This window comes from Crossiella sp. S99.2, assembly GCF_023094165.1.
In the GTDB taxonomy this organism is placed as follows: domain Bacteria; phylum Actinomycetota; class Actinomycetes; order Mycobacteriales; family Pseudonocardiaceae; genus Crossiella.
The window spans coordinates 719,448-744,658 of sequence record NZ_JALMDK010000001.1 but is presented as its reverse complement, the minus strand read 5'-3'; the positions used below and the strand labels follow the sequence as shown (position 1 = coordinate 744,658).

The 25,211-nt window shown below is 71.3% G+C and carries 26 protein-coding genes; 5 read left to right on the top strand and 21 right to left on the bottom strand.

From position 1 onward, the window contains the following. Positions 1-22: 22 nt before the first annotated feature. The 4 genes from MZC64_RS03695 to guaB all read right to left on the bottom strand — a co-directional run bounded on the left by MZC64_RS03695 (position 23) and on the right by guaB (position 4,959). Positions 23-1,690, bottom strand: a complete 1,668-nt coding sequence (locus MZC64_RS03695; protein ID WP_247755629.1) for an FAD-dependent oxidoreductase — start codon at positions 1,688-1,690, stop codon at positions 23-25. A gap of 58 nt (positions 1,691-1,748) precedes the next feature. After that, positions 1,749-2,261: a GNAT family N-acetyltransferase gene (locus MZC64_RS03690; protein ID WP_247755628.1), complete on the bottom strand. Its 513-nt coding sequence runs from the start codon at positions 2,259-2,261 to the stop codon at positions 1,749-1,751. Then, positions 2,258-3,385 carry a GuaB3 family IMP dehydrogenase-related protein gene (locus tag MZC64_RS03685; protein ID WP_247755627.1) on the bottom strand — a complete coding sequence of 376 codons (1,128 nt, stop codon included), beginning with the start codon at positions 3,383-3,385 and terminating at the stop codon, positions 2,258-2,260. The genes MZC64_RS03690 and MZC64_RS03685 overlap by 4 nt, the downstream gene beginning before the upstream one ends. Before the next feature lie 62 nt (positions 3,386-3,447). Further along, entirely contained in the window at positions 3,448-4,959 is a 1,512-nt protein-coding gene (gene guaB / locus MZC64_RS03680; protein ID WP_247755626.1) for an IMP dehydrogenase, read from the bottom strand. Between the two features lie 138 nt (positions 4,960-5,097). On the opposite strand from guaB, the gene MZC64_RS03675 reads away from it, so the two are divergent. Beyond that, the gene (locus MZC64_RS03675) at positions 5,098-5,484 is read left to right on the top strand and encodes a DUF5319 family protein (RefSeq protein WP_247755625.1); all 387 of its coding nucleotides are present in this window, start codon (positions 5,098-5,100) and stop codon (positions 5,482-5,484) included. A gap of 128 nt (positions 5,485-5,612) precedes the next feature. Here MZC64_RS03675 and MZC64_RS03670 read toward each other — a convergent pair whose 3' ends face one another. The 10 genes from MZC64_RS03670 to MZC64_RS03625 form a co-directional block, all read right to left on the bottom strand. Then, complete coding sequence (locus MZC64_RS03670) at positions 5,613-6,947, bottom strand: hypothetical protein (RefSeq protein ID WP_247755624.1); 1,335 nt, start codon at positions 6,945-6,947, stop codon at positions 5,613-5,615. A 101-nt stretch (positions 6,948-7,048) separates the two neighbouring features. Continuing rightward, entirely contained in the window at positions 7,049-7,702 is a 654-nt protein-coding gene (locus MZC64_RS03665) for a DUF1345 domain-containing protein (RefSeq protein WP_247755623.1), read from the bottom strand. Continuing rightward, positions 7,695-8,561: a CPBP family intramembrane glutamic endopeptidase gene (locus tag MZC64_RS03660; protein ID WP_247755622.1), complete on the bottom strand. Its 867-nt coding sequence runs from the start codon at positions 8,559-8,561 to the stop codon at positions 7,695-7,697. The genes MZC64_RS03665 and MZC64_RS03660 overlap by 8 nt, the downstream gene beginning before the upstream one ends. After that, a complete protein-coding gene (locus MZC64_RS03655) occupies positions 8,561-9,697 on the bottom strand; it encodes a PrsW family intramembrane metalloprotease (protein WP_247755621.1) in 1,137 nt (378 codons plus the stop codon). Before MZC64_RS03655 ends, MZC64_RS03660 begins: the two co-directional genes overlap by 1 nt. Beyond that, the gene (locus tag MZC64_RS03650; RefSeq protein WP_247755620.1) at positions 9,694-10,227 is read right to left on the bottom strand and encodes a hypothetical protein; all 534 of its coding nucleotides are present in this window, start codon (positions 10,225-10,227) and stop codon (positions 9,694-9,696) included. The genes MZC64_RS03655 and MZC64_RS03650 overlap by 4 nt, the downstream gene beginning before the upstream one ends. A 118-nt stretch (positions 10,228-10,345) precedes the next feature. Then, on the bottom strand, positions 10,346-11,320 hold the full coding sequence (locus tag MZC64_RS03645; protein ID WP_247755619.1) for an anti-sigma-D factor RsdA: 975 nt from the start codon (positions 11,318-11,320) through the stop codon (positions 10,346-10,348). A 2-nt stretch (positions 11,321-11,322) separates the two neighbouring features. Then, on the bottom strand, positions 11,323-11,895 hold the full coding sequence (locus MZC64_RS03640; RefSeq protein ID WP_185000298.1) for a sigma-70 family RNA polymerase sigma factor: 573 nt from the start codon (positions 11,893-11,895) through the stop codon (positions 11,323-11,325). Positions 11,896-12,186: 291 nt separating this feature from the next. Further along, entirely contained in the window at positions 12,187-12,783 is a 597-nt protein-coding gene (locus MZC64_RS03635) for a response regulator transcription factor (protein WP_086781717.1), read from the bottom strand. Between the two features lie 81 nt (positions 12,784-12,864). Continuing rightward, positions 12,865-13,785 carry a hypothetical protein gene (locus MZC64_RS03630; protein ID WP_247755618.1) on the bottom strand — a complete coding sequence of 307 codons (921 nt, stop codon included), beginning with the start codon at positions 13,783-13,785 and terminating at the stop codon, positions 12,865-12,867. Then, positions 13,782-14,633: a MerR family transcriptional regulator gene (locus MZC64_RS03625; RefSeq protein ID WP_247755617.1), complete on the bottom strand. Its 852-nt coding sequence runs from the start codon at positions 14,631-14,633 to the stop codon at positions 13,782-13,784. Before MZC64_RS03625 ends, MZC64_RS03630 begins: the two co-directional genes overlap by 4 nt. A gap of 327 nt (positions 14,634-14,960) precedes the next feature. Here MZC64_RS03625 and MZC64_RS03620 point away from each other — a divergent pair, with 327 nt between their 5' ends. After that, positions 14,961-15,269 (top strand): WhiB family transcriptional regulator, encoded by a 309-nt coding sequence (locus MZC64_RS03620; protein WP_185000300.1) that lies wholly within the window; start codon positions 14,961-14,963, stop codon positions 15,267-15,269. A gap of 132 nt (positions 15,270-15,401) precedes the next feature. On the opposite strand, the gene groL is transcribed toward MZC64_RS03620, so the two are convergent. From groL to MZC64_RS03605, 3 genes are all read right to left on the bottom strand, one after another. Further along, on the bottom strand, positions 15,402-17,021 hold the full coding sequence (gene groL, locus MZC64_RS03615; RefSeq protein ID WP_247755616.1) for a chaperonin GroEL: 1,620 nt from the start codon (positions 17,019-17,021) through the stop codon (positions 15,402-15,404). A gap of 95 nt (positions 17,022-17,116) precedes the next feature. After that, positions 17,117-17,413 carry a co-chaperone GroES gene (gene groES, locus MZC64_RS03610; protein WP_247755615.1) on the bottom strand — a complete coding sequence of 99 codons (297 nt, stop codon included), beginning with the start codon at positions 17,411-17,413 and terminating at the stop codon, positions 17,117-17,119. Between the two features lie 132 nt (positions 17,414-17,545). Next, on the bottom strand, positions 17,546-18,904 hold the full coding sequence (locus MZC64_RS03605; RefSeq protein WP_247755614.1) for a tetratricopeptide repeat protein: 1,359 nt from the start codon (positions 18,902-18,904) through the stop codon (positions 17,546-17,548). A 161-nt stretch (positions 18,905-19,065) separates the two neighbouring features. Between MZC64_RS03605 and MZC64_RS03600 the strand changes: the two genes are divergently transcribed. Both MZC64_RS03600 and MZC64_RS03595 read left to right on the top strand, forming a co-directional pair. Next, a complete protein-coding gene (locus MZC64_RS03600; RefSeq protein ID WP_247755613.1) occupies positions 19,066-20,586 on the top strand; it encodes an alkaline phosphatase in 1,521 nt (506 codons plus the stop codon). A 39-nt stretch (positions 20,587-20,625) separates the two neighbouring features. Continuing rightward, positions 20,626-21,348, top strand: a complete 723-nt coding sequence (locus MZC64_RS03595) for a M50 family metallopeptidase (RefSeq protein ID WP_247755612.1) — start codon at positions 20,626-20,628, stop codon at positions 21,346-21,348. Here the strand turns inward: MZC64_RS03595 and MZC64_RS03590 are convergent. Next, on the bottom strand, positions 21,254-22,192 hold the full coding sequence (locus MZC64_RS03590; protein ID WP_247755611.1) for a hypothetical protein: 939 nt from the start codon (positions 22,190-22,192) through the stop codon (positions 21,254-21,256). The genes MZC64_RS03595 and MZC64_RS03590 overlap by 95 nt on opposite strands. Positions 22,193-22,246: 54 nt before the next feature. On the opposite strand from MZC64_RS03590, the gene MZC64_RS03585 reads away from it, so the two are divergent. Beyond that, positions 22,247-22,906: a MerR family transcriptional regulator gene (locus tag MZC64_RS03585; RefSeq protein WP_247755610.1), complete on the top strand. Its 660-nt coding sequence runs from the start codon at positions 22,247-22,249 to the stop codon at positions 22,904-22,906. Here MZC64_RS03585 and tsaD read toward each other — a convergent pair. Genes tsaD through tsaB form a run of 3 tightly spaced genes read right to left on the bottom strand, consistent with a single transcriptional unit; the run spans position 22,894 to position 25,096 of the window. Beyond that, positions 22,894-23,931, bottom strand: a complete 1,038-nt coding sequence (gene tsaD / locus MZC64_RS03580) for a tRNA (adenosine(37)-N6)-threonylcarbamoyltransferase complex transferase subunit TsaD (RefSeq protein WP_247755609.1) — start codon at positions 23,929-23,931, stop codon at positions 22,894-22,896. The genes MZC64_RS03585 and tsaD overlap by 13 nt on opposite strands. Then, positions 23,928-24,416, bottom strand: a complete 489-nt coding sequence (gene rimI / locus MZC64_RS03575; RefSeq protein ID WP_247755608.1) for a ribosomal protein S18-alanine N-acetyltransferase — start codon at positions 24,414-24,416, stop codon at positions 23,928-23,930. Before rimI ends, tsaD begins: the two co-directional genes overlap by 4 nt. Then, a complete protein-coding gene (tsaB, locus tag MZC64_RS03570; protein ID WP_247755607.1) occupies positions 24,413-25,096 on the bottom strand; it encodes a tRNA (adenosine(37)-N6)-threonylcarbamoyltransferase complex dimerization subunit type 1 TsaB in 684 nt (227 codons plus the stop codon). Before tsaB ends, rimI begins: the two co-directional genes overlap by 4 nt. Between the last annotated feature and the right edge of the window lie 115 nt (positions 25,097-25,211).

The following is a 25,211-nucleotide window of genomic DNA, read 5'->3' as shown; positions in this document are numbered from 1 at the left end:
GATCTCCAGGGGCGGAATGAGGTCAGCTGACGATGGGCAGCCGGAGCGCGCCGGGCGCGGCCGTGGGCACCGCGGGACTGACCGGCGGGACCGGCGCGAGCCGCTGGTACGGGGCGTCCTGGGCCGGGCGGATGTCCGGCTCGCCCTTGTTCGGCCACAGCGAGAGCGCCCGCTCGGCCTGGGCGGTGATGGTCAGCGAGGGGTTCACCCCGAGGTTCGCCGAGATGGCCGAGCCGTCCACGATGGACAACCCGGGGTAGCCGTGCACCCGGTGGTAGGGGTCGATCACGCCGTGCTCGGCGTCCAGGCCGATCGGGCAGCCGCCGAGGAAGTGCGCGGTCATCGGGATGTTGAACATCTCGCTGATCGCCCCGCCCGGGATGCCGTCGATCTTGTCCGCGGCCAGTTCGGCGGCCTTGACCCCGGCCGGGATCGAGTTCGGGTTGGGCGCGCCGTGGCCCTGTTTGGAAGTCAGCTTGCGGCGCCCGAGCCAGGTCTTGCGGGTGAAGGTGGTGATCGAGTTGTCCAGGCTCTGCATCACCAGCAGGATCACCGTGCGCTGGCTCCAGTCCCGCACCGAGAGGTTGCGCAGGGTCAGCAGCGGGTGCCGCAGCATGGTGGCCACCGCCGGGGCCTGCAGCAGGCCCATCGCGTTGCTGCCCTTGCCATAGCGGACCGGCTCGATGTGGGTGACCTCGTCCGGGTGGAAGGAGGAGGTGATCGCCACGCCCCTGGTGAAGTCCCGGCTCGGATCGATCTTGGACGCCTTGGCGCCCAGGATCGCCTCGGAGTTGGTCCGGGTGAGCTGGCCCAGCTTGCCGGAGAGGTTGGGCAGCGAGCCGTTGTCCCGCAGCTTGTGCAGCAGGTTCTGGGTGCCCCAGGTGCCCGCGGCCAGCACCACCTGGCCGGCGGTGAAGGTGCGGCGGCCCTTGCGCAGCCAGGACCCGGTGCGCTCGGTGCCGATCACCCAGCCCCCGCCCTCGCGCCTGCGCAGCCCGGTGACCGTGGTCAGCGGGAAGACCTCGGCGCCCTTGCGCTCGGCCAGGTAGAGGTAGTTCTTCATCAGGGTGTTCTTCGCGCCGACCCGGCAGCCGGTCATGCAGGAGCCGCATTCGGTGCAGCCGGTGCGCTCGGGCCCGGCGCCGCCGAAGTACGGGTCGGCAGCGGGTTGGCCCGGCTGGTCGAAGAACACGCCGACCGGGGTGGTGGTGTAGGTCCCGGCCACGCCCATGTCCGCGGCCACGTCCTTGATCACCTGATCGGACGGGGTGGTGGTCGGGTTCGGCACCACGCCGAGCATCCGGGTGGCCTGCTCGTAGTAGGGCGCGAGTTCGGCCTCCCAGTCGGTGATGTGCGCCCACTGCGGGTCCCGGTAGAACGGTTTGAGCGGCCGGTACAGCGTGTTCGCGTAGTTCAGCGATCCGCCGCCGACGCCGGCCCCGGCCAGGATCAGCACGTTGCGCAGCATATGGATCCGCTGCACGCCGAAGCAGCCGAACCTCGGCGCCCACAGGAACCGCTTGAGGTCCCAGGAGGTCTTGGCGAACTCCTCGTCGGCGAAGCGGCGCCCCGCCTCCAGCACCGCTACCCGGTAACCCTTCTCGGCCAGTCTCAGCGCCGAGACGCTGCCACCGAAGCCGGAACCGATCACCACGACGTCGTAGTCGTTGTTACTGGCGAGTTGGGTCATGCAGCCAAGGTAGGCAGAACGCGTCGCCGCCGCTAGAGGGTGTTACCCGAAGTAACGATTAAGACGAAGGCAGATCCGATCGGAGCATTCCGTAGACCACGATGTCCCGGCGCGCCCCGTCCCGCAGCTGGGCCCCGCGCAGCACGCCCTCCCGGCGCAGCCCGGCCTTCTCCAGCGCGCGCTGCTCGGCCCGGTTCTCCACATCGGTGGATGCCTCCACCCGGTCCAGGTCGGTGCTGGCGAACAGGTGCTCGACCAGCAGCCGCTGGGCCGCCACGCCGAGCCCCCGGCCCCGGGCCGAGGGCAGCAGCGCGATGCCGAAGTTCCACGCCGTGCAGGCGTAGGACGGGCCGTAGGAGACCGGGTGCCAGGAGACGTCGCCGAGGAGCTCGCCGGTGATCTGGTCCACCACCACGGCGTGCCCGGCCTCGAAGCTGATCAGCTGCTCCCGGTGGTCCCGGTCCACGTCGAAGGCGCCGTCGCTGCCGTTGTCCAGCAGCTCCTTGTCCCCCGGCGCGAACTCGGCCAGGGCGACCAGGTCGTTCTCCGCCAGGATGTCCCGGACGGTCACGTGCGCACCGTCAGTCCGACCTTCTGGAACTCCTTCAGGTCCGAGTAGCCGGTCTTGGCCATCGCCCTGCGCAGCGCGCCGAAGAGGTTCAGCGTGCCGAACGGGCTGGTGGCCGGGCCGAACAGGACCGACTCCAGGCTGTGCCCGCTGGTGTAGCCGGCCACGTCGCTGCGCGGCAGCGAGGGGTGCGCGGCGGCCGCGGTCCAGTAGTAGCCCTGGCCGGGCAGGTCCTGGGCCTCGGTGAGCGCCTCGCCGAGCATCACCGCGTCCGCGCCGCAGGCGATGGCCTTGGCGATGTCGCCGGAGTAGACCAGGCCGCCGTCGGCGATCACATGCACGTACCGGCCGCCGGTCTCGTCCAGGTAGTCCCGGCGGGCGGCCGCGGCCTCGGCGATCGCGGTGGCCATCGGCACCCCGATGCCCAGCACCCGGTTGGTGGTGCTGGCGTGGGACTCGCCGTAGCCGACGATGACCCCGGCCGCGCCGGTGCGCATCAGGTGCATCGCGGTGCGGTAGTCGCCCACCCCGCCGGCGATCACCGGGATGTCCAGGTCGGCGATGAACCGCTTGAGGTTGAGCGGTTCGCCGTCCCTGGAGACGTGCTCGGCGGAGATGATGGTGCCCTGCACGATGAGGATCTCCACGCCCGCGGCCAGCAGGTCGGGGGTCAGCTCCTCGGCGTGCTGCGGGCTGACCCGCACCGCCACCGTGTTGCCGGACTCGCGCACGGTCCGGATGGCCTCGGTGAGCAGGTCCACCCGGATCGGCGCGGCGTGCAGCTCCTGCAGCATGCGCACCGCGGCGGCCGGGTCCTCTTCCTCCTCGGCCGCCTGCACCACGCGGAAGAGCGCGTCCTCGGCGTTGGCGTGCCGGGCCCACACCCCCTCCGCGTTGAGCACGCCGAGCCCACCCAGCTCACCGAAGCGCACCGCGGTGGCCGGGGAGACCACCGCGTCGGTGGGGTGGGTGATCAGCGGGATGTCGAAGCGGTAGGCGTCGATCCGCCAGTCCAGCGACACGTCCTTGGAGGAGCGGGTGCGCCGGGAGGGCACGATCTCGATGTCGTCAAGCCCGTAGGCACGCAACGCGGTGCGCCCCGCACCGATCTCCACCTGGTCCCGCACGTCGATCCTCTTTCACTCATCCGAAATGCACTGTCCAACCACGATCATCCTGGCAGGACGAGTCAGCGGGTGGTGTAGTTCGGCGCTTCCACGGTCATCGTGATGTCGTGCGGGTGGCTCTCCTTGAGCCCGGCCGCGGTGATCCGGACCAGCTGCGCCTGCTGGAGCTGGGTGATGGTGGCCGCGCCCGCGTAGCCCATGCCCGAGCGCAGACCGCCGACGAGCTGGTGCACCACGTTGGACAGCGGGCCGCGGAAGGGGATCCGGCCCTCGATGCCCTCGGGCACCAGCTTGTCCTCGCTGAGCACGTCGTCCTGGAAGTAGCGGTCCTTGGAGTAGGACTTGGCCTGGCCGCGGGACTGCATCGCGCCCAGCGAGCCCATGCCGCGGTAGGTCTTGTACTGCTTGCCGTTGTGCAGGATCAGCTCGCCCGGCGCCTCGGCGGTGCCCGCGAGCAGGCTGCCCAGCATCACCGTGCTGGCCCCGGCCGCGATGGCCTTGGCGATGTCGCCGGAGTACTGGATGCCGCCGTCGCCGATGACCGGGACCCCGGCCGCGGCGCAGGCCAGCGATGCCTCGTAGATCGCGGTGATCTGCGGCGCGCCCACGCCCGCGACCACCCGGGTGGTGCAGATGGAGCCGGGGCCGACCCCGACCTTCACGCCGTCCGCGCCCGCCTCGACCAGCGCCTGCGCGCCCGCCCTGGTGGCCACGTTGCCGCCGATGATGTCGGTGGACTCGCCCAGTTCCTGCTTGAGCTTGGCCACCATGTCCAGCACGTTGCGCGAGTGCGCGTGCGCGGAGTCCACCACGATCGCGTCCACGCCCGCGTCCACCAGGGCCATCGCCCGGTTGTAGGCGTCATCGCCGACGCCGACCGCGGCGCCGACGACCAGGCGGCCGTCCGGGTCCTTGGTGGCCAGCGGGTACTGGTCGGTCTTGACGAAGTCCTTGACCGTGATCAGCCCGCGCAGCTTGCCGTCACCGTCGATGATCGGCAGCTTCTCGACCTTGTGCCTGCGCAGCAGCCCGAGCGCGGCCTCGGCCGACACGCCGACGTGCGCGGTGACCAGCGGCATCTGGGTCATGACCTCGCGCACCGGGCGGGAGTGGTCGACCTCGAAGCGCATGTCCCGGTTGGTGATGATGCCGACCAGGCGGCCCTGCTCGTCGGTGACCGGCAGGCCGGAGATGCGGAAGCGGCGGCACTTCTCGTCCACCTCGGCCAGGGTGTCCTCGGGCGAACAGGTGACCGGATCGGTGACCATGCCCGCCTCGGAGCGCTTGACCACCTCGGCCTGGGCGGCCTGCTCCTCGACGGAGAGGTTGCGGTGCAACACGCCGACCCCGCCCTGGCGGGCCATGGAGATGGCCATCCGGGCCTCGGTGACGGTGTCCATCGCGGAGGAGACCAGCGGCACACGCAGGGTGATGTTGCGGGAGAGCCGGCTGGAGGTGTTGACCGCGCCGGGCACGACGTCGGACTCGGCGGGCAAGAGCAGGACGTCGTCGAAGGTCAGGCCGAGCATGGCGAACTTCGGCGGGATGCCGTGAGCGGTGAGCTCGCTGGTCATGACTGGTGTCGGCCTTCCTGGTGCGCCGGTCCCACGGTGGTTCCCGCCGGCCCGGTGGAGCCAGCGGAACGGGTGACCACATGCTAACCGGCCGACCGGCGGCAACACCTCCGGCCGCGAGCCAGGTACCGTGCCCACGTGCCGCACAACGCGTTGCCGCCCGATCCCTTCGCCGGGGATCCGGAGGACCCGGCCCTGGTGCTGGGTGAGGCAGAGGAGGAAACGGCCGAGCCACTCGGCGAGGACGAGCGTGCCGACCTGCTCGCCGACCTGGCTGATCTGGCCGTCTACCAGGCACTTCTGGAGCCGCGTGGACTCCGTGGCATCGTCGTGGACTGCGGCGACTGCCGGGAGCCGCACTACCACGACTGGGAGTTGCTGCGTTCCAGCCTGCAGCAGCTCCTCGACGACGGCCGGATGCGCCCGCACGAGCCCGCCTACGACCCCGACCCGGCCAGCTACGTCAGCTGGGAGTACTGCCGGGGTTACGCGGATGGCGTAACTCACACCGAGGGCGAGCGGTAATTCAGCTCACGGTCGACCCGCCCGCCTGACTCATCCCATTCGGTGAATCGGGTCGACGACCTGGCCCGCGCCCCGGACGGGAGCACGGGACCTAGGTCATCGGGTTTTTCACTTCAGTGCGGCGAGCGTCAAGGTCGTTCGATGCGGCTGTGCACCGCGGCGTTGTCGTTACGCGCCTGCTGCCGGTTGGCCGGGGTCACACACACGTCGTCACCGGGCCAGGCATCCCGCCAGACAAAACCCTGCACGCAGGTGTGCGGGCCGTACGGGCCGTTGTACCAACGGGTGTTGGCCAGGTTGTTGTCCGTGGCCGTCTGCTGCCGGACCGCGTGGCTGACGCACACGTAGTCCTGCTGGTCGCCGTCCCGCCACACGAAGCCGCTCTTGCAGGCGTTGGGGCCGTAGGTATTGCCCTGCACGGTATTGGTGCTCACGGTGACCGTGGCGGTGTTGCCGCTGACACTGTTGATCCGCACGGACACGCCGTTGGCGTCCAGGGACTGCACCGGGTGCCGGTCACCGCCGCGGGTGCGCAGCAGGTACGGGGTGCCGTTGCGCACCTCGTTGAGCATCACGATGTCCGCGGGGATGCCCGCGCTCCAGCCGGTCTTCTTGCGGAATTCCACCGTGTAGTAGCGGTACGGATCGTTGGCGTCGAAAGGGATGCGCAGCAGCTGGGTGCCCGCGGTGCCCGGGGTCTCCAGCGCGGAGAGGGTGATGGTGCGGGTGCGCACGCCGTCCGCGCCCAGGGTGAACACCCGGTCCCTGGCCAGCCAGCCGAGCTTGTCCCGGAAGTAGCCGTTGAGCCCGACCGCGCTGGTGCCGAAGCGCGCGGTCTGGAAGGTGTGGATGTTCATCGCGGACTGGATGTCCCACGGGTTGTCGTACTCGCCGATCTGCGCCCACTCGACGTTGCGGTAGGTCGGGTCGTCGGAGAAGGAGTGGCCGAGGCCGTAGCCGTGCAGCATCTCGTGCGCGGCGAAGCCGACGTTCCAGGCGCCGGGGTCGAGCAGCACCCGGTCACCGGCCGCGCCGGAGTCCACCCAGTCGTTGAGGATCGCGATGATCCGGTGCCCGGCCGGCACGCTGTAACCGTTGCTGGCAGCGGTGTTCACGCAGTCCTGGATCCGGTCCCAGCGGGTCTTCGGCCGCTGCTGGTCCAGGGTGAACGGCATGGTGTACCAGCCGCGCACCGTCGAGCCGTGCAGGGTCACCCGGCCGCGGGACTGGTCGGCGAAGTAGTCGGCCAGACCGCCCTGGCCCGCGCCGTCCTGGGTCAGGAAATCGCGGAAGAACTGCGGGTTCTGCGGTTCCTGGGCCTTGTCCTTGAACTTGCACAGCAGCACCGACCAGCCGGTCTGCCCGCGTACCGGCACCGCCTGCGCCGGATTGGCCAGCACCAGTCCGATGCCGCCCACCAGCAGGGCCAGCGCCAGCGCCGCCCATGTCCGCCGTTGTCTCACGTCACTCCTCCAAAGAAGTTGGCGGAGCGGAAACTAACCAGCGAAAACGACTAAATCGGGCAGCTGCCCGCGCTGCCGCACCTTGGGGCGGCAGCCCTGCCCTATCGCCCGGTCAACACGCCGATCGCGATGCCCAGCAGGGCGGTGTTGTACAAAAAGGACATCGTGCTGTGCACCAGCACGGCGTAGCGCAGCTCGCGGCGGCGCACGGTGACATCGGAGACCGCGAACGAGGTGCCGATGGTGAAGGCGAAGTAGGCGAAATCGGCCAGGTTCGGCTCCTCCTCGTCCGGGAAGCCCAGGCCCTGCCCGCCAGCCAGCTCGTAGTGCAGGTGCGCGTACCGCTCGGCGAAGCCGAAGTGCAGCATCAGCCAGGCGAAGATGATGGTCGGCGCACCGATCAGCTTGATCAGGAAGGTCTGTTCGCCGTCCATGCCGAACCGGTCGTAGAGCACGATCATCAGCCCGGACAGCACGCCGACCAGACTGGCCAGCACGGTGGCCACGAAGCCCAGCCTGCGCCCGGCGACCGTGTGCAGCCAGGCCGGCGAGCCGTCTTCCCGCTCCTCCATGCCCAGCCGCGCGTGGCGCACCCGGCGCCAGCGCAGCAGCACGTAACCGAAGGCCACCAGGTTCCACACCGCCAGCAGCAGCACGCTGGACACGCTGACCAGTTCGCCCAGCACCGCGGCCAAGCCGAGCAGGATCAGCACCAGCTCGCCGAGGCGGTAGACCAGCCTGCGCGGGCTAGCCACGGCTCGCCCGCCGGGCCGGGGCGAACACCAGCGCGCAGCCGAGCGCGAGCGCCACCGTGGTCAGCACACTGGCCTCCAGGCCGAAGGCCGCGCCGTTGAGGATGCTGGGCTCACCGGCGTGCAGGCTCAGCAACGCGGTCTGCACCGAGGTGCCCGAGACCGAGGCGCCGAAAACGTTGCCCTGCACCCAGTTCCACATCAGGTGGAAGCCGCAGACTCCCCACAGCCCACCCTCGGCGATCGCCCAGCCCGCGGTGAACAGCCCGTACAGCACCAGATTCAGCACCGCGAGCACCTGCAACCCGCCCACGTTCCCGGTGTGCAGCGCGGCGAACAACGCGGCCTGCACCAGTACCGCGGCGAGCACGCCCCAGCGCCGGGTGAGCGCCTGCAGCAGGAAGCCGCGGCACAGCAGTTCCTCGGTGGAGGCCTGGATCGCGTACGCGGCCAGCGCGATCAGCACTCCTGGCAGCAGCGACCACCTCGGCTGCCCGGCGAACTCCATCTGTCCACTCAGGACAGTGACAAGCACGATCGCGGTGAAGGCGAGCAGTGCCGCCAGCATCCCGCCCAGCGCCCGGCGCGGGGGCGTGCCGAAGCCGACGGAGGCCAGCGGGCGGCCTTCCTTGAACCGGATCCACAGCCACAGCGCGAGCGCCACCGGCGCGAACCCGCCGAGCAGCATCGCCACCTGACCGCGCAGGGTGCCCTCCGGCGCGGTCGAGCCGGTCAACAGCAGGTTGGCCGTCAGCCCGCCCGCGCCGCCGACCAGCAGCATCAGCAGCACCACCACGACCAGGGCGAGCCAGGGACCGGTAGGACGCCGCGCGGTGTCCATACCGGAGAGGAAGGGACTCATCAGGCTCCTCGCTGCTCCAGGGCGAGACGAGCATGCCGCACGTCGTGCCGGGCCCGGTCGACGGAGGGGTCCAGCTCGTGATCCGTGCTGTTCTCCAGCGCGATGGCCAGTGCCAGCTGCGCGTCCTGGAGCTGATGCATCCGTTGCGCGCCAACGCTTCCGTACTGCCGCCGGGCAAGGCGGCGAGCCTTGCGCCTGGCCCGGCCGGTGCGCAGCGCGTACACCTCGTGCGGGGTGATGATCTCCGGGTCCTCATCGTGCACGGTGGCGGCGAACCAGGCGAACTCCTTGCGCGCGGTGTACCGGTAGACCAGCGCGAACAGCAGCACCAGCACCGCGTACTTGGCCAGCGCGCCAAGCACGCCGAGCTGCCCGAGCAGCGGGGAGTTCCACAGCACGTGCAGCCCGTACCCGGTCAGCACCGCCCCGGCCGCGACCAGCGCCCGGTGCCCGTGGGAGCGGTCGAGGGCGGTGCGCGCGTAGCCCAGGCCGAACCCGGCGATGCCGGTGAAGATCACGTGCGCGCCGACCCCGAACAGCAGCCGGGCCACCGAACTGCCCAGCGCGGCGGAGAAATCGTCGTTGACGTCGGTGAGCGCGGCGTTGACCGCGTAGCCGAAGTTCTCCAGCGCCTCGAAACCCAGCCCGACCATGGCGCCGTAAACCAGCCCGTCCAGCGACCGGTGCAGGTGCTCGCGGGCGATCACCAGGATGGCCACCACCCCGAGGCCCTTGAGCCACTCCTCGGACAGCGGACCGGCCAGCGCCGCGCCCCAGTCCGCGGCGAAACTCGCGCCGCCGGTCTTGCCTGCCAGGCTGAGCAGCGCGCCGTTGGCCGGGGCGGCCACCGCGGGCGCGACGAAGGCGCCCCACAGGAAGGCCAGCGCCAGCAGCACCGGCGGTTCCTTCTCGAACAGGTCCAGCCGCCGGATCAGCACGGTGAACAGCACCACCAGCAGGCACTGCGCCAGCACCGCGGTGAGCGCGGCGATCGGCGCCCCGCCCGCGGCGTAGAGATCGCCGCCGGCGAACGAGCGCAGGCCGAAGAGCAACAGGATCAGGTAGGCCCAGAACATCGGGCGGCGCAGCAGCACGGTCCAGCCCGAGCGCGGGGCCACCGGCGAGGTGATCGTCACGGCTCGATCACCACCCCGTCCAGCAGCCGCCGCAGCACCGGCGCGCCCAGCCCCTGCGCGGACACGGTCACCACCGGACCCGGCCCGCCCAGCAGCACCAGCGTGCCGCCGCCGAACTCACCGGCCAGCCCGGTCAATCCGGTCGCGGTGCGTAGTTCACCCAGCGGGGTGACCGGCCGCCCCTGCAGCTCGTACAGCCGGGCGATCCTGGCGAAGGTCACCGCCGGGTCGAGCACCCCGGTCTTCAGCTCCACGGTGACACTGGCCTGGTCCTGACCGGCGGAGAAGCTGTCCGGCGGGGTGCTGGCGGGCTGCCGGAACCCGGCCAGCGGACTCAGGTCCAGCCGCGCGTTCCCGGCGCCGTCGGACCGCAGGGCCGCGGTGTCCCCGGCACGCACGGTGACCGTCGGCTCGACCAGCACGGCATCGGCCAGCAGTGGCAGGACCAGCATGCCGAACACCCCGGCGAGCAGTCCCAGCGCGCCCCACAGACCACGCCACTCGAACCCCGGACCGCGCCACCGTGTCATCCGCACGCTCCCAGCCAGCCGATTCAGACGCTCCACAGTGGACCCGGGACTGCCCGGCGGCAAGAGCGCGAACACCCCCTGTTCGAGTGAGTCGAACAGGGGGTGCGCGGAGCTTTTCTCAGTTGTCCACGGCCGCCGGGGTCTCCTGGACCGTCTGCGGCGCGGTGGCCGGTGGCGGCGGAGGCGGTGGTGGCGGGTTGTTCTCGGTGCTGCGACCGCCACCGCTGCTGCTGTTGCCACCGCTGCCGGTGGGCGCCTCGGACGGCGAGGTGCTCGTCGTGCTCGACGGCGGTGTGGTGCTGGTCGGCACCGTGGTGGTCGAGGACGGGGTGGTCGTGGTCGGGCTCGGTGGCGGCGGTGGCTCCGACTTGGAGGTGGTGGTGGCCACCACCACCGGCGGCGGCTGCACCGGGGACGGGTTGCCGGTGTTCGGGTTGGGCGGCTCGCCGACCTGCTCCTTGAGCGTGTCGTGCTGCTGGGCCAGGGTGTCCTTGCCGTCCTCGGCCGCGACCGCGGCCAGCGCGGCGGCGGCCCGGTCCAGCGCGGCCTTGGCGATGTCCGGCCTGCCCTGCCGCAGTGCGTTGGTGGCGATGTCCAGGTCCGCGCGCACCGAGGCTGCGGCCTCCACCGACCGGGCGTGGTCGGCGTAGAGCACCCTGGTCAGTCCCCAGAGGGTGTCGCCGGGTTCGGCGGAGCGGGCCGCGAGGCCGACCCCGGTGAACCCGATCGCGAGCACCGCCGCGGCCGTGGCCAGCGGAATGAGAAAGCGGTGGCGGCGACGGCTCTGTGTCTTGGCCGCCTCGATGGTGGCCAGCGCGGTGTCCAGGTCGACCAGCTCGCCGATCGGCTCCGCGTCCACATCCCGTCGCCAGGACAGCAGCAGCGCGGAGAGTTCCTGGTCGCCGATGGAGCGGTTCACGTCCAGGTGCGTGGCGGACAGGCTGTCCAGCAGCATGTCGTCCGCGCGGACCGCCATCAGGTCGACCGGGCCGTCGACCTCGCCGTGGTCGGTGGTCAACGGGTCCTCGGGCGCCAGTGCCCCGGCGCGCCGCCGTGCCAGTTCGACGTCACCTTGGTTGTGCTGCTCGGCCATGTTCAGACCACCTCCTCCGGTGCCAAGGTCTTGCGGAGCCTGGCGAGCGCCCGGTGCTGGGCCACCCGCACTGCTCCCGGGGTCGAGCCGACCGCGTCCGCGGTCTCCTCGGCGGACAGCCCGACGACCACCCGGAGAAGCAGGATCTCCCGTTGCTTCGCGGGCAGCACCCGGAGCAACTGGGCCATCCGTTCGGACAGCTCACCGTGCATGGCCCGCTGTTCCGGACCGGCCTCGGTCTCCGGGGCGTCTGGCACCTCGGGGACCGGTTCCGACCGGTTGCGGGCGGCGCTGCGATGCGCGTCAGCCACCTTGTGCGCGGCAATGCCGTACACAAACGCCAGGAACGGGCGTCCCTGGTCGCGGTAGCTGGGCAACGCCGTCAACACGGCGAGACACACCTCCTGGGCAACATCGTCCGCGGAAGCGTACGAACGTTCCTGCCTGCCTACCCGGGCACGGCAGTACCGCACCACCAAGGGACGGATCGACGCCAGCAGACGGCCGATCGACTCTCGGTCGCCGCCGATCGCGGCGCCTACGACGGCGTCCAGTCCGTCCCCCGTGTTGGTCATCGTGGTGAGTAGCCCTGGTGTTACGCGCTGGCGGACTGACATAAAACGATTCACCGACCGTGGCCCGCCCTCCCGGTCCGCTTCACCGTACCCGCCGGGGTGCGGAGAAGAGAGTGCCGGGGCGCAGACCGTGGGGAAAGCGAGACCGAGTGCCCAGGGGGCCTGGCCTCGCGCGAATGGGTCACGGGGCGCGTCCGGCGGGCAACCGCCGAACACACCCCGGCATGGCAGCAGGTAGCCCGGCGAGACGCCGAGCTACCTGCTTCGTCAGCGAGTATGTGGCCGCAGCGGTCAGGAGACCAGACCGCGGCGGAAACCGTGCGCGACCGCCTGAGCGCGGTCCCGGACGCCGAGCTTGCGGAAGAGCCGCCGTGCGTGCGTCTTCACCGTGTCCTCGGACAGGTACAGCTCGCGACCGATCTGTCCGTTGCTCTTGCCCTGGCTCATGCCCCGCAGCACCTGGAGTTCACGCTCGGTGAGCTGAACGCCGGGGTCGGAGGGCTGCCGGGGAGCGGGCACCGAGGTGCTCGCCAGGGTGTGCGCCAGCGCGGCGACAAGTTCGGGCCGCGAGGCGTCCCAGCGCAGGTAGCCGCGGGCGCCGCCGGCGATGGCCGCGGCGATGCTGCCCGCGTCGTCCGGAGCGCCGAACACGATCACGTTGGCCTGCGGGTGCGCCGAGACGAGACGCCGAGTGGCCTCCACCCCGGTCGGCACCGCGCGCTGGGTTCCCACCAGGACGACGTCGACCGCCTGCCGGGAGAAGCGCGCGAGCAGCTCGTCGCCGTGACCGACACAGTCGATGCGGCTGACCCCAGGGACGGCCGACATCACGCGAGTGAGACCCTCCCGGACGCTTCGCCGGTCATCACAGATCAAGACCGTCGTCACCGGGGACTCCTTCCTACAGCTGAGTGACGTTCCAACTCCCCTATCGGACGCTGACGGCGGAACCTTGACACGATCTGGTGCTTAATCCGTCAAGAAATTCATCCGGCTGGCCGCATCCCCCGGTTCACTAGAACGGAGCAACCACGAGGGTAACCACGCTGATCGGGCGGCCAACCGCCGTCCGGACGCGTCAGTCCGGCCTAACACCGTGGTCAGAGCCTCGCGAGCGCCATTCCGGTGATATCCGACCCGATCGGGTTCTGCCTCCGAGAGCAGTAACGCAGAGGGCCAGACGAGCGGCAGCAGGCCGTGCCGACCCCCGTTTTTGATCACCCTGCGTAGAAAATCCACTCCGGTGGGTAACCCGAGGACCTGCTGCGTCACGCCCAGGACCAGCCCTGACTTGGTTTGATGTCGCACCGAAGACGTGGTGTGAGCTAGGTCACATGCATGTTTACTCGCTGGTAGGGCCTGGTGCGGCGCCCCTTGGGCGAGGGCGATCTCGGCCGCCACCCACCCGATCCGGACCCGTGGCCGCCAGCCGGGGTCACTTCCGAGAGTCAAAACCGCTTCGCCGTGCAGCCGGGCCGCCGCGCTCAGTCGGCCGCGGCCGATCGCGTCGGCCGCCAGACCGAGCAGGACGTCCACCACCACCGAGCGCAGCGACTCGGGCGAGGGCGGCGCGATCGTGTCCTGGGTGAGCGGGTAGAGCCCCGCCTGGGCCAGCCTGCGCAGCGCCTCCCCGTCGTGGCCGGCGGCCGCGGTGTGCGCGCCGAGCTGGCGGCGGTGCGAGGCCAGCGCGGTCCAGGCGGCCGCGGCCAGCACCGGGTCCCGGCCCTGCCCCAGCCGGGTGAGCGTGGTCAGCGCGGCGGCGTAGTAGCCCTGGCCGCCGAGGGCGACCGCGGCGTACCAGGCGGCCCAGCCCCCGGCGGCGGCCTCGGCGAAGACGTTGTCGGCCGGGCGGTCGCCGAAGGCGGCCGCCCGCACCCGATCCAGGTTCACCCCAGCGATGCTGCCAGTCGTTGCACCGCGTCACCCGGGCCGCCCACCCGGCGCACCTGCGGCGGCAGATCGATCTCGGCCCAGCCCGGTCCGGCCGCGAACAGCGGGACCCGGCCCCTGGTCCGGTGGAAGAAACGGGGTTCGGCCTGCTCCGGGCAGCCGGCCCAGAACAGGATCGCGGCCGGGGACAGCCTGCGCACCAGCGCGGCCAGCGCCTCGGCCGGGAAGGCGGCCAGCAGCACCGTGCGCGGGATGCCGCGCTGGGCCAGCGCGGCGGCCAGCACCCGCGGCGGCAGCGCGCCGGGGTCGGCGCAGAACAGCAGCACCGGGTTGTCGGTGGCCGGCAGCGGGGAGCCCACCTCGGCGGCGGCCAGCGCGGCCCGCACGCACTGCCCGGCCAGGTGGCTCACCAGCGGCAGCCCGCGCTCGGCCAGCGCGGCCAGCACCGGCCCGGCCAGCAGCTCCCAGGTGCGGGTCACCCCGTCCTCGGCAATCGCCTCGGCCAGCACCTCCTGCGCGGCGGCGGCGTCCATGGCCAGCAGCGCCCGGCCCAGCCCGCGGGCCCGGCGGCTCGCTCCCGGCAGCCGCAGGCCGCGGCCGATCCGGTGCGCCGAACTCCGCGGCGGCTCGGCGGGTGGCTCGATGTCCTCGACGGTGCTGCGGGCGTAGCGGGCGGCCTCGGCCGGGGCGGCCCCGCGCAGCAGCGCGCGGTGCATCCGCTCCAGCCGGGCGATGTCGGCCGGGCCGTAGCGGCGGTGCCGTCCGGTGGTGTGCCCGCCGGGGCCGAGGCCGTAGCGGCGGTCCCAGGTGCGCAGGGTGGCCGGGGCCACGCCGAGCCTGGCGGCCATCGCGGCCACGGTCAGCCGGAGGGAGGACTCCTCGTCGCCAGTTCTCGGGACGAGTTCGGGCGACGTGGCATTTTGCCGCGTCGGCCGGGGTATACCCGGACCTGTCGATCTCGTCACGTGTTCAGTTTCAGGTCGGGGTCACCCGGTCGGCAACCTGAGTCAGGTGGCGCAGGCCGCTGACATGCCGTTTTGATCACCCGGCGTTGAACTAGGTCTGACGAGCCGAGCGATTGAACAAGTATTGGCGCGGTTCTACGGTTGATCAAGGTTAGATCCGGGCACCCCACGGCACGACGACACATCAACTCCGGCAAGAAGGTGGTCGCGATGGCTGACACCCGGCGACTCCCCGGCCCGAACGCGGACCTGTGGGACTGGCAATTGCGCGGCTCCTGCCGCGGTATGGACAGTGCGTTCTTCTTCCACCCCGACGGTGAGCGGGGACCAGCAAGGGCACGGCGCGAGGCCAAGGCCAAAGCGGTGTGCGAGGCGTGCCCAGTGCTCGCCCAGTGTCGTCGGCACGCCCTCGCCGTCCAGGAGCCGTATGGCATCTGGGGCGGCATGTCGGAGGCCGAACGAGAGTCGATCATCAGCAACCGCCGGCGCAAGCTGGCCCTGACCCCAGCTTCGGCCTGATACCGCCGAAGTCCGCCGCCGCAACCAGCGCAGCCACCGCTCAACCCCTCTTGACGACTTAGGGCGACACCCCCGGATCCGGGAGGTGCCGCCCTTGTCGTTTGTCAGCCGTGCTTCGTTACCCCGTGAAGGTCAGTGGCCGTGCCCGTGACCGTGGCCGTGGCCACCGGCGGGCTCGTCGTCCTTCTTCTCCACCACGGACGCCTCGGTGGTGAGCACCATCCGGGCGATGGAGGCGGCGTTGGCCACCGCGGAGCGGGTGACCTTGACCGGGTCGACCACACCGGCGGCGAGCAGGTCGCCGTAGGTGAGGGTGGCCGCGTTGAAGCCCTGGCCCCACTCGCCTTCCTGGACCTTGTGCACCACGACCGAGCCTTCCAGCCCGCCGTTGGCCGCGATCCAGTACAGCGGCGCGTTCAGCGCCTCGCGCACGATGGCCACACCGGTGGCCTCGTCGCCGGTCAGGCCGAGGTTGCCGGCCAGCTCCTTGGCCGCGTGCACCAGGGCGGAACCGCCGCCGGGCACGATGCCCTCCTCGACCGCGGCCTTGGTGGCGGCGACCGCGTCCTCGATGCGGTGCTTGCGCTCCTTCAGCTCGGTCTCGGTGGCCGCGCCGACCTTGATCACCGCGACGCCACCGGCCAGCTTGGCCAGCCGCTCTTCGAGCTTCTCGCGGTCCCAGTCGGAGTCGGATGCCTCGATCTCGCGGCGGATCTGCTCGACCCGCGCCTCGAGGTCAGCCTTCTCGCCACCACCGTCGACGATGGTGGTGGTGTCCTTGGTGACCACGACCCGGCGCACCTTGCCGAGCACCTCGAGACCGACCTCGGACAGCTTCAGGCCGACCTCGGGGGCCACGACCTGACCACCGGTGACGGCGGCGAGGTCGTCCAGGAACGCCTTGCGGCGGTCGCCGAAGTACGGCGCCTTGACCGCGGTGACCCGCAGCGTCTTGCGCAGGGAGTTGACCACCAGGGTGGACAGCGCCTCGCCCTCGACGTCCTCGGCCACGATCAGCAGCGGCTTGCCGGCCTCGACGGTCTTCTCCAGCACCGGCAGCAGATCGGCCAGCGCGGAGATCTTGTCGCGGTGCAGCAGGACGAAGGCGTCCTCCAGCACGGCCTCCTGCGCCTCCGGGTCGGTGGCGAAGTAGGCGGAGATGTAGCCCTTGTCGAACTGCACCCCCTCGGTGACCTCAAGCTCGGTGAGCAGGCTGGAGGACTCCTCGACGGTGATCACACCGTCCTCGCCGACCCGCTCGATGGCCTCGCCGAGCAGCGCGCCGATGGACTCGTCGCGGGAGGCGACGGTGCCGACCTGGGCGATGTTGTCGCGGCCCTTGACCGGGGTGGCGCGCGCCTTGAGCGCCTCCACCACGGCGTCGGAGGCGGCCTGGATGCCGCGGCCCAGCGAGGCCGGGTTCGCGCCAGCGGCCACGTTGCGCAGACCCACCCGGACCATGGCCTGGGCGAGCACGGTGGCGGTGGTGGTGCCGTCGCCAGCCACGTCGTTGGTCTTGGTGGCGACGGTCTTGGCCAGCTGCGCGCCCAGGTTCTCGAACGCGTCCGGCAGGTCGATCTCGCGCGCGATGGTCACGCCGTCGTTGGTGACGGTGGGCCCACCGAACTTCTTGTCCAGCACGACGTGCCTGCCACGCGGGCCAAGGGTGACCTTGACCGCGTCGGCCAGCTGGTTCACCCCGCGCTCGAGCGCGCGGCGAGCCTGCTCGTCGAAGCTGATGTGCTTAGCCATCTTCTTCCCATCTCCTTCTCGTGCCCTGCACGTAGAACCGCCCCGTGACCCCGGAAGGGGCCGCCGGGGCGGATCACATGCTCAGCAGCAGGTCGTCACTTCTGGATGACGGCCAGCACGTCGCGGGCGGAGAGGATCAGGTACTCCTCGCCGTTGTACTTGACCTCGGTGCCACCGTACTTGGAGTAGATGACGACATCACCGACCTCCACGTCCACCGGGACGCGGTTGCCCTTGTCGTCCACGCGACCCGGCCCAACGGCCAGGACGGAGCCCTCCTGGGGCTTCTCCTTGGCGGTGTCCGGGATGACGATGCCGGACGCGGTCGTCGTCTCGGCCTCGCTCGCCTGGACGAGGATCTTGTCCTCGAGCGGCTTGATGTTCACGCTCACCGGTTTGACCTCCGTAGGTCTTCGAAAGCGTTGGCAGGTAGTTGAGTTACGGCTCCTACCATCCCGTCGTCGCGGGTGCCGGGGCGGTGAAGCGCCGTTCGATTGGCACTCTACCCCTGAGAGTGCCAACGCTCAACGACGGCCCCTGGGAATGAGTGAGCGGTATCTCTCCGCCTCGGCTGCCAGCCCCATGGCCGTGGCGAGTTCCGCGAGGTCACGATACGCACCCGGCTCACCCGCCGTGACCAGACCCAGCAGTTCGGTCTCGGCCTCGGCCAGCCTGCCGTCGGCCCAGAGCAGGTGCGCCAGGTTGTACCGGGCCAGGTCGTCCCCGTCGGCGATGGCGGTGCGGTAGATCTCCTCGGCCGCGGCGGAGTCGCCGAGGTGCTCGCTGTAGTAGTTGCCGAGGGAGTTGACCGCCTCGCTCTCCCCGGCGGCGATGCCCGCGCGCAGCAGTTCCACCCCGGCGGGCTCGCGGCCGGTGTCGATGAGCTGGTCGGCCAGCTGCACCCGGGCCATGGCCAGGTCGCCGGGGTGGGTCAGCTCGGCCATCGCCCGCCACAGGATCTGCTCGGCCTCGGTGCGCCGGTCGTCCAGTTCGGCGATCTCGGCCGCCTCGAAGAAGGTCTCCGCGTCGCCCAGGCCCATGCCCAGGTCCAGGGCGGCGAACATCTCCTGGCGTTCGCCCAGGTCGCGGTGGGCGCGGGCGAGCTGGGCGTAGGCCTCGGACAGCCCGGCCGTGGCGGCCTCGGCGAAGACCGCGACCGCGTCCCTGGCCCGGTGGTTGCGGCGGAGCAGGCGGCCGAGCTTGAGCAGGGCCTGCCGCTCACCCAGGTCGATGGCCCGGCGGAAGGCGGGTTCGGCCCGGTCCGCGGCGTGCCAGTCCTCGTCCAGCAACAGCGCGTACTGGTAGGCGGAGTGCCGCTGGCCACGGGCAGCGCCTTCGGCGAGCAGGGTCTCGGCCTCGGCGGCGCGGGTGTCGAAGCGCAGCACGATGCCCAGTTCGGCGCGGGCGCAGTCGGCCAGCACCGGGTCCTCGTCGGCGAGCAGCTCGCGCAGCAGCCGCTCCTGCTCGCCGGGTTCGCCGTCGGCCTCGGCGAGCTGGGCCTGGCCCATCACCGCCCACTTGTCGCCGAGCCGGGCGGCCACGGCGAGCTGTTCGCGGGCCTCCTCGGTGTACTGGCCCAGTTCGATCAGCGCCATGCCCAGCGCCTGATGCGCCTCCAGGCAGCCGGCCACCACGGCCTTGCGGTAGCTGTGCACGGCCGCGCGCAGCAGGTCCCGGTCGCGGCCGGGCAGGTAGCGCTGGCGCAGCACGTTGCCGAGGTTGTAGTGGGCGTGCTCGCCACCGGCGGCGATGGCCCGGCGGAAGCAGTCCTCCGCGGCGGGCCAGCGCTTCTGGTCGGCCAGCGCCATGCCCAGCTCGTTCCACTGCATGGCGGTGGCCCCGTCGCGCTCTGCCCGGCGCAGCCGGTCATCCAGCCAGCTCATGGTTCAACCGTAGGCCCGGAGTTGCCGGAAATTAACCTCGCCGTGCCGATGTGGCTACCGATCGTGGCTGGCGGATGTCATCGGCACAGGCATGGGATCAAAGAGTTCCCTGCTGATTCATTGTCGACCCTGACAAGCAGGTCTCCGGAGAGGTTCCCACCATGCGAGTGACCCGACGCACCGCCCTGCTGGGCGGCGCGGCAACCCTGGCATTGACCACCGCCCTGCCCGCCGTCGCCGCCCCGTCCCGCAAGCTGATCGACCCGTTCACCCTGGGCATCGCCTCGGGCGATCCGACCCCTGACGGTGTGGTGCTGTGGACCCGGCTGGCGGTGTCCCCGCTCAACGAGGACGGGCTGGGCGGCATGCCGGACCGGGTGGTCCCGGTGCACTGGGAGGTGGCCGAGGACGAGCGGTTCCGCCGGATCGCCCGGCGCGGGGTGGCGCATGCCCGGCCGGAGTCCGCGCACACCGTGCACGTGGAGGTCGGCGGCCTGCGCGCGGGCCGGGAGTACTGGTACCGGTTCCGCACCGGCGGCGAGATCTCCCCGGTCGGCCGGACCCGCACCGCGCCCGGCCCCGAGGTGCTGCGCTCGGAGCTGACCATGTGCTTCGCCTCCTGCTCGCACTACGGCCAGGGCTACTTCACCGCCTACCGCCGCCTGGCCGAGGACCACCCGGACCTGATCCTGCACCTGGGCGACTACCAGTACGAGTACGCCGCCGGGGCCAACGAGGTGCGCAAGGTGCTCGGCCCGGAAACCCGCACCCTGGCCAACTACCGGCTGCGGCACGCCCAGTACAAGACCGACCCTGACCTCCAGCTCGCGCACGCCACCGCACCCTGGGCGGTCATCTGGGATGATCATGAAACAGAAAACAATTGGGCGGACGAGATCCCCGAGCAGCCGGACCCGGACTTCCTGGCCCGCCGCGCGGCCGCGTTCCAGGCCTACTACGAAAACATGCCGCTGCGCCGGACCTCCAAGCCCAACGGCATCGACCTCCAGCTCTACCGGCGGATCCGCTGGGGCGGGCTGGTCGACTTCCACCTGCTGGACACCCGCCAGTACCGCAGCGACCAGGCCTGCGGCGACGGGGTGAAGGCGGGCTGCGAGGCCCGGCTGGACCCGGCCCGCTCGATCACCGGCGCGGACCAGGAGCGCTGGCTGCTGGACGGCCTGCACCGGTCCAGGGCCCGCTGGAATGTGCTGGGCCAGCAGGTCTTCTTCGCCCAGATCGACCTCACCCCCGGCACCCCCGAGGGCTTCAACATGGACGCCTGGGACGGGTACAAGGTCAACCGGGACAAGATCGCCGCCGGGCTCGGCCAGACCCGCAACGCGGTGGTGCTCACCGGCGACGTGCACCGGCACTGGGCGGCCGACATCAAGGCCGCCTACGGGGACCCGGCCTCGAAGACGGTGGGCGTTGAGCTGGTCACCACCTCGATCACCAGCGGCCGGGACGGCAACGACGATCCGAACGCGGCGGTGCTCGCGGAGAACCCGCACGTGAAGTTCCACAAGAACCGGCGCGGGTACGTGCGGACCAAGTTCACCGCGGGTGAGCTGCGCGCGGACTACCGGACCCTGCCCTACGTGACCAGGCCGGACGCCCCGGCGGAGACCGCGGCCAGCTTCGTGGTCCAGGACCGGCAGCCGGGACTGCACCGCGCCTGATCACGGGATTTTTGGGTCGCGTCTGGTAGCAGTGGGGGCGTGGACTTCTGGGAACGGCTGATCAGCGTGCAACCGGCGCCGCCGCAGTGGGTCGTGCTGGTGACGGCGCTGGTGGCGCTGATCGTGGTGCTGGCCAACGGGCCGTGGCTGCTGGCGCGCAACGTGGTGACGATCGTGCACGAGGCCGGGCATGGGCTGATCGCGGTGCTGGTCGGACGGCGGTTGAGTGGCATCCGGCTGCACTCGGACACCTCGGGGGTGACCACCTCCCGGGGCAAGCCGACCGGCCTCGGCATGATCCTCACCGTCCTTGCCGGGTACATCGCGCCGTCTCTGCTCGGGCTTGGCCTGGCCGCACTGCTCGGCGCGGGCATGATCACGCTGCTGCTGTGGGTGTGCACCGCGTTGCTGCTGCTGGTGCTGATCATGATCCGCAATGTCTACGGCGCGCTGTTGCTGCTGGTCACCGGCGGTGCACTGGTGGCGGTCTCGGTACTGGCGGACAGTGCGGTGCAGGCCGGGTTCGCCTACCTGGTGACCTGGTTCCTGCTCATCGGCGGGGTGCGGCCGGTGCCGGAGCTGCAGCGCAAGCGGCGGCGGGGCCGGGCCAGGGACTCCGACGCGGACCAGCTCGCCCGGCTCACCGGCCTGCCCGGGATCCTCTGGGTCACCGTGTTCGGACTGGTGGCGCTGGGTGCGCTGGCGCTGGGCGGGAACTGGCTACTGGCCGAGGTGCTGGACGGCTGGTCGCTGCGGCCGTGACCGCAGCGGCGAGCACGCCGAGCACCAGCACCGCCAGCGCGGTCAGGGTCAGCGCGTCCGGGCGCAGCAGCGGCTGGCCGCGCAGGGCCTGCCAGGTCACCAGGGCGAGCAGGCCGAAGTAACCGGCCCCGGCGATGATCACCAGCCGGGCCCGCAGCAGCGCGGGCAGGCGCAGTGCGGTGAGCAGCAACAGGAACAGCGGCAGCACCTGCAGCGCGTGCATGCCGAGGAAGTGCGGGATGCGCAGGTCGCCGCCGGTGCTGCTCCAGCCGGTGAGCGCCAGCCCAGGGTCGCCGTCGGGCGCGCCGACGCTGTGCGCGCCGATCACCGGGCCAGGCACGGGCTGGCCCGCTGTGGGCAGCACCATCAGGCCGCCCAGGGCCAGGCCGAGCAGGGAGATGCCGGTGCCCAGCCGCAGTGCCCAGCGCCGCGCGGCATCGGCGATCGGCGTGCGCAGCACCCGCAGGGTCAGCGCGGCCGTGCCCAGCCACAGCACCACCACCGCGATCCCCATGGCCAGGTAGAGCACGGTGTCCAGCGGGGTGGCCAGGTTGAAGTGGCTGGGCCGCCCGCGCAGCGCCTGGCCGAGGATGATCGCGAAGTCGAAGACCATGATCACCGCGGCCAGCACGCACCAGCGATGCGCGCCCCTGCCCAGCAGCGAGGCCAGCCAGGCCCAGGTCACGCCGTAGAGCGCGTTGGACACCGCGAACTTGAACGGTTTGAGCCACAGCGGCGCGCCGAGCACGGTCCGCTCGTCCAGAGCCAGCCCGGCCAGGCAGACCAGCGCCAGCACCGCCATCGCGGCCGAGCAGATCAGTAACGGGCGATGCCAGTCGGTCATATCTCCTCCAAATGGAAAGTCATACTTTCCGTTTTGGAAAGCTACGCTATCCATATGGCGCTGACAAGTAGGTTGACCGGCATGCGGATGGCGGAGCTGAGCGCCGAATCGGGCGTCCCGGTCGGGACGATCAAGTTCTACCTGCGCGAACAGCTGCTGCCGCCGGGTGAGCGAACCAGCCCGAACCAGGCCCGCTACTCCGCCGATCATGTGCGGCGGCTCAAGCTGGTCCGGGCGCTGATGGAGACCGGTGGCTTCTCGGTGGCCGAGGTGCGCCGGGTGGTCGACTCGCTGGACAACCGCGCCGGGCTGTTCGACACCCTGGCGGTGACCCAGTACGGCCTGACCCACCCGGCCGCCGAGGACGCGGACTGGGCCTATGACCGGCTGCGCGCGGCAGCCGCCGACCGGGGCTGGGTGATCGATCCGGCCGATCCGGCCGGGCGCACCGCAGCCGGGCTGCTGAACACCTTCCGCGAACTCGGCCACGAGCGGTTGCTGGACAAGCTGGAGCGTTACGTCGAGCTGGCCGAGGGCGTGGCCAAGGCCGACCTGGACCAGCTGGACGGGCTGGCCAGTCCGGAGGCGGTGGTGGAGACCGCGGTGGTGGGCACTGTGCTCGGCGACGCGCTCTTCGCCGCGCTGCGCCGCCTCGCCCAGCAGCAGGAGGCGGCCAGGCGGTTCGGCTCAGGCGAGTCGGCTCAGGAGCCGTAGACCAGCGGCAGCGACGGGTCGGCGGACAGCGTCAGCGGCGAGGGGGCCGCGCCGGCGGCCACCACGTGCGCGCCGAGCGCGGCGATCATCGCGCCGTTGTCGGTGCACAGCCGGGGCCGGGGCACCCGCAGTTCGATACCCGCGGCGGCACAGCGTTCGCGGGCCAGTTCGCCGAGGCGGGAGTTGGCCGCGACACCACCGGAGATCACCAGCGTGCCCACGCCCAGTTCCTTGGCCGCACGCACCGCCTTCATGGTGAGCACGTCGGCGACCGCCTCCTGGAAGCTGGCCGCCACATCGGCCACCGGCACCGGCTCGCCCGCGCGCTCGCGCTTCTCCACCCAGCGGGCGACCGAGGTTTTGAGGCCGGAGAAGGAGAACCCGTGCCGGGCGTCCCGGGGTCCGGTGAGTCCGCGCGGGAAATCGATCGCCTTGGGGTTGCCGGTCCTGGCCAGCTTGTCGATGGGCGGACCGCCGGGGTAGGGCAGGTCGAGCAGCCGGGCCACCTTGTCGTAGGCCTCGCCCGCGGCGTCGTCGATGGTGGAGCCGATCTCGGTGATCTTGCGGACCAGGTCGTCCACCAGCAGCAGCTGGCTGTGTCCGCCGGAGACCAGCAGGGCCAGGCAGGAGCTGGGCAGCGGACCGTGGTCCAGGGTGTCCGCGGCCACGTGCCCGGCCAGGTGGTTGACGCCGTAGAGCGGTTTGCCCGCCGCGCTGGCGTAGGCCTTGGCCGCGGAGACGCCCACCATCAGCGCCCCGGCCAGGCCCGGCCCGGCGGTGACCGCGATGGCGTCCACATCGGACAGTGACAGCTTCGCGGTGTCCAGGGCCCGGCGCATGGTCGGCACCATGGCCTGCAGGTGCGCGCGGCTGGCGATCTCGGGCACCACACCGCCGAAGCGGGCGTGCTCCTCGACGCTGGAGGCGACCTCGTCGGCCAGCAGTTCCAGGTGACCGTCCGGACTCCGGCGCACGATGCCGACGCCGGTCTCGTCGCAGGAGGTCTCGATGCCGAGCACGATCATGCGGTCCTCCCTGCGCTGGTCCTGGTCTCGACGGGAGCCAGCCGCCGCATGGTGAAGGCGTCCGCGCCGGAGGGCTGGTAGTAGCGCCTGCGCACGCCGAGCTTCTCGAAGCCCTGCCGCTCATACAGCGCGATGGCCGGCTCGTTGTCGGTGCGCACCTCCAGGAACACGGTGGCGTTGACCTGCGCCACGTGTGCCAGCAGGTCCAGTAACAACGCCTTGCCGATGCCGTTGCCCTGCCAGTCCGGGTGCACCGCGATGGTGTGCACCTCGGCCTCGGCCTGCGGCGGGCCGACCAGCAGCGCGATGCCCGCGTAGCCGATCAGTTCGTCCCCGGCGTAGGCGCCGATGTAGTGGTGCCCGCCGTCGAGTTCGGTGGCGAAGGCGGCTGCCGACCAGGGGTCGTCCCCGGCGAACAGCTCCGCCTCCATTTCCGCGCAGCGCTTGAGATCCCGCTTGCGCAACGGTCCAATGTGGACGGTCATGCCGGGCTCACCCGCTTGCGCGCGGCGGGTTCCACCGCGTCGGGGCGGCGCAGGTAGAGCGGGATCAGCGGAGCTGGTTCACCGCCGAGCGCGGACTCGGCGGCACGGAGCAGTCCGAGCGGAGTCGGGTAGTCCGCGTCCAGGGGCTTGAGCCCGAACAGGTCCGCGTGCTGGGCGGCGACGTGCCCGGCGACCTGGGTGATGCCCAGTCCGGCCAGTTCCCCGGCGAGTAGTTCGGCGATCACGTCGGGGCGTTCCACCCGGGGGCCGGTGACGTTGCGGCCGTCGGCGTCGTAGGCGGAGAAGTACAGCTCGCGGCGGCGGGCGTCGGTGACCACCAGCAGCCCGGCCTCGGCCCGCACCCCGGCGGCGATCGCGTCCAGGGTGCTCACCGGGTGCACCGGCTTGTCCAGGGCGTGCCCGAACGCGGCCGCGGTGACCATGCCGGCCCGCAGGCTGGTGAACGGGCCGGGCCCGACCCCGGTGACGATCGCGGACAGCTCGCTCAGCGCGATCCCGGCGGCCTCGGCGGCCTGGTGGATCTGCGGGGTGAGCAGCTCCCCGGCGGCCCTCGGGTCGACGGTCACCCGCTCGGCGAGCAGCCGCGGACCGGAGCCGGTCAGCGCGAGCACCCCCGCGGTGATGGCGGGGGTGGCGGTGTCCAGGGCGAGCACGAGCACGCGAACAAGCCTACGACCACCTGGGTGCCACGGGTCGTCCGAGGTCTTGACCAGCCGATCGGCCAGCGGCTAAGCACGACCCGACATCCGGACTCTGGGGAGGCACACTCGTGCT

Excerpts from the sequence above, each read along its gene's own strand:
- MZC64_RS03695 (WP_247755629.1), bottom strand. The coding sequence starts at position 1,690 with ATGACCCAACTCGCCAGTAACAACGACTACGACGTCGTGGTGATCGGT.
- guaB (WP_247755626.1), bottom strand. The coding sequence starts at position 4,959 with ATGACCAGCGAGCTCACCGCTCACGGCATCCCGCCGAAGTTCGCCATG.
- MZC64_RS03660 (WP_247755622.1), bottom strand. The coding sequence starts at position 8,561 with ATGAGTCCCTTCCTCTCCGGTATGGACACCGCGCGGCGTCCTACCGGT.
- MZC64_RS03650 (WP_247755620.1), bottom strand. The coding sequence starts at position 10,227 with ATGACACGGTGGCGCGGTCCGGGGTTCGAGTGGCGTGGTCTGTGGGGC.
- MZC64_RS03645 (WP_247755619.1), bottom strand. The coding sequence starts at position 11,320 with ATGGCCGAGCAGCACAACCAAGGTGACGTCGAACTGGCACGGCGGCGC.
- MZC64_RS03640 (WP_185000298.1), bottom strand. The coding sequence starts at position 11,895 with ATGACCAACACGGGGGACGGACTGGACGCCGTCGTAGGCGCCGCGATC.
- MZC64_RS03625 (WP_247755617.1), bottom strand. The coding sequence starts at position 14,633 with ATGGCCGCCAGGCTCGGCGTGGCCCCGGCCACCCTGCGCACCTGGGAC.
- MZC64_RS03620 (WP_185000300.1), top strand. The coding sequence starts at position 14,961 with ATGGCTGACACCCGGCGACTCCCCGGCCCGAACGCGGACCTGTGGGAC.
- groL (WP_247755616.1), bottom strand. The coding sequence starts at position 17,021 with ATGGCTAAGCACATCAGCTTCGACGAGCAGGCTCGCCGCGCGCTCGAG.
- MZC64_RS03605 (WP_247755614.1), bottom strand. The coding sequence starts at position 18,904 with ATGAGCTGGCTGGATGACCGGCTGCGCCGGGCAGAGCGCGACGGGGCC.
- MZC64_RS03600 (WP_247755613.1), top strand. The coding sequence starts at position 19,066 with ATGCGAGTGACCCGACGCACCGCCCTGCTGGGCGGCGCGGCAACCCTG.
- MZC64_RS03590 (WP_247755611.1), bottom strand. The coding sequence starts at position 22,192 with ATGACCGACTGGCATCGCCCGTTACTGATCTGCTCGGCCGCGATGGCG.
- MZC64_RS03585 (WP_247755610.1), top strand. The coding sequence starts at position 22,247 with ATGGCGCTGACAAGTAGGTTGACCGGCATGCGGATGGCGGAGCTGAGC.
- tsaD (WP_247755609.1), bottom strand. The coding sequence starts at position 23,931 with ATGATCGTGCTCGGCATCGAGACCTCCTGCGACGAGACCGGCGTCGGC.
- rimI (WP_247755608.1), bottom strand. The coding sequence starts at position 24,416 with ATGACCGTCCACATTGGACCGTTGCGCAAGCGGGATCTCAAGCGCTGC.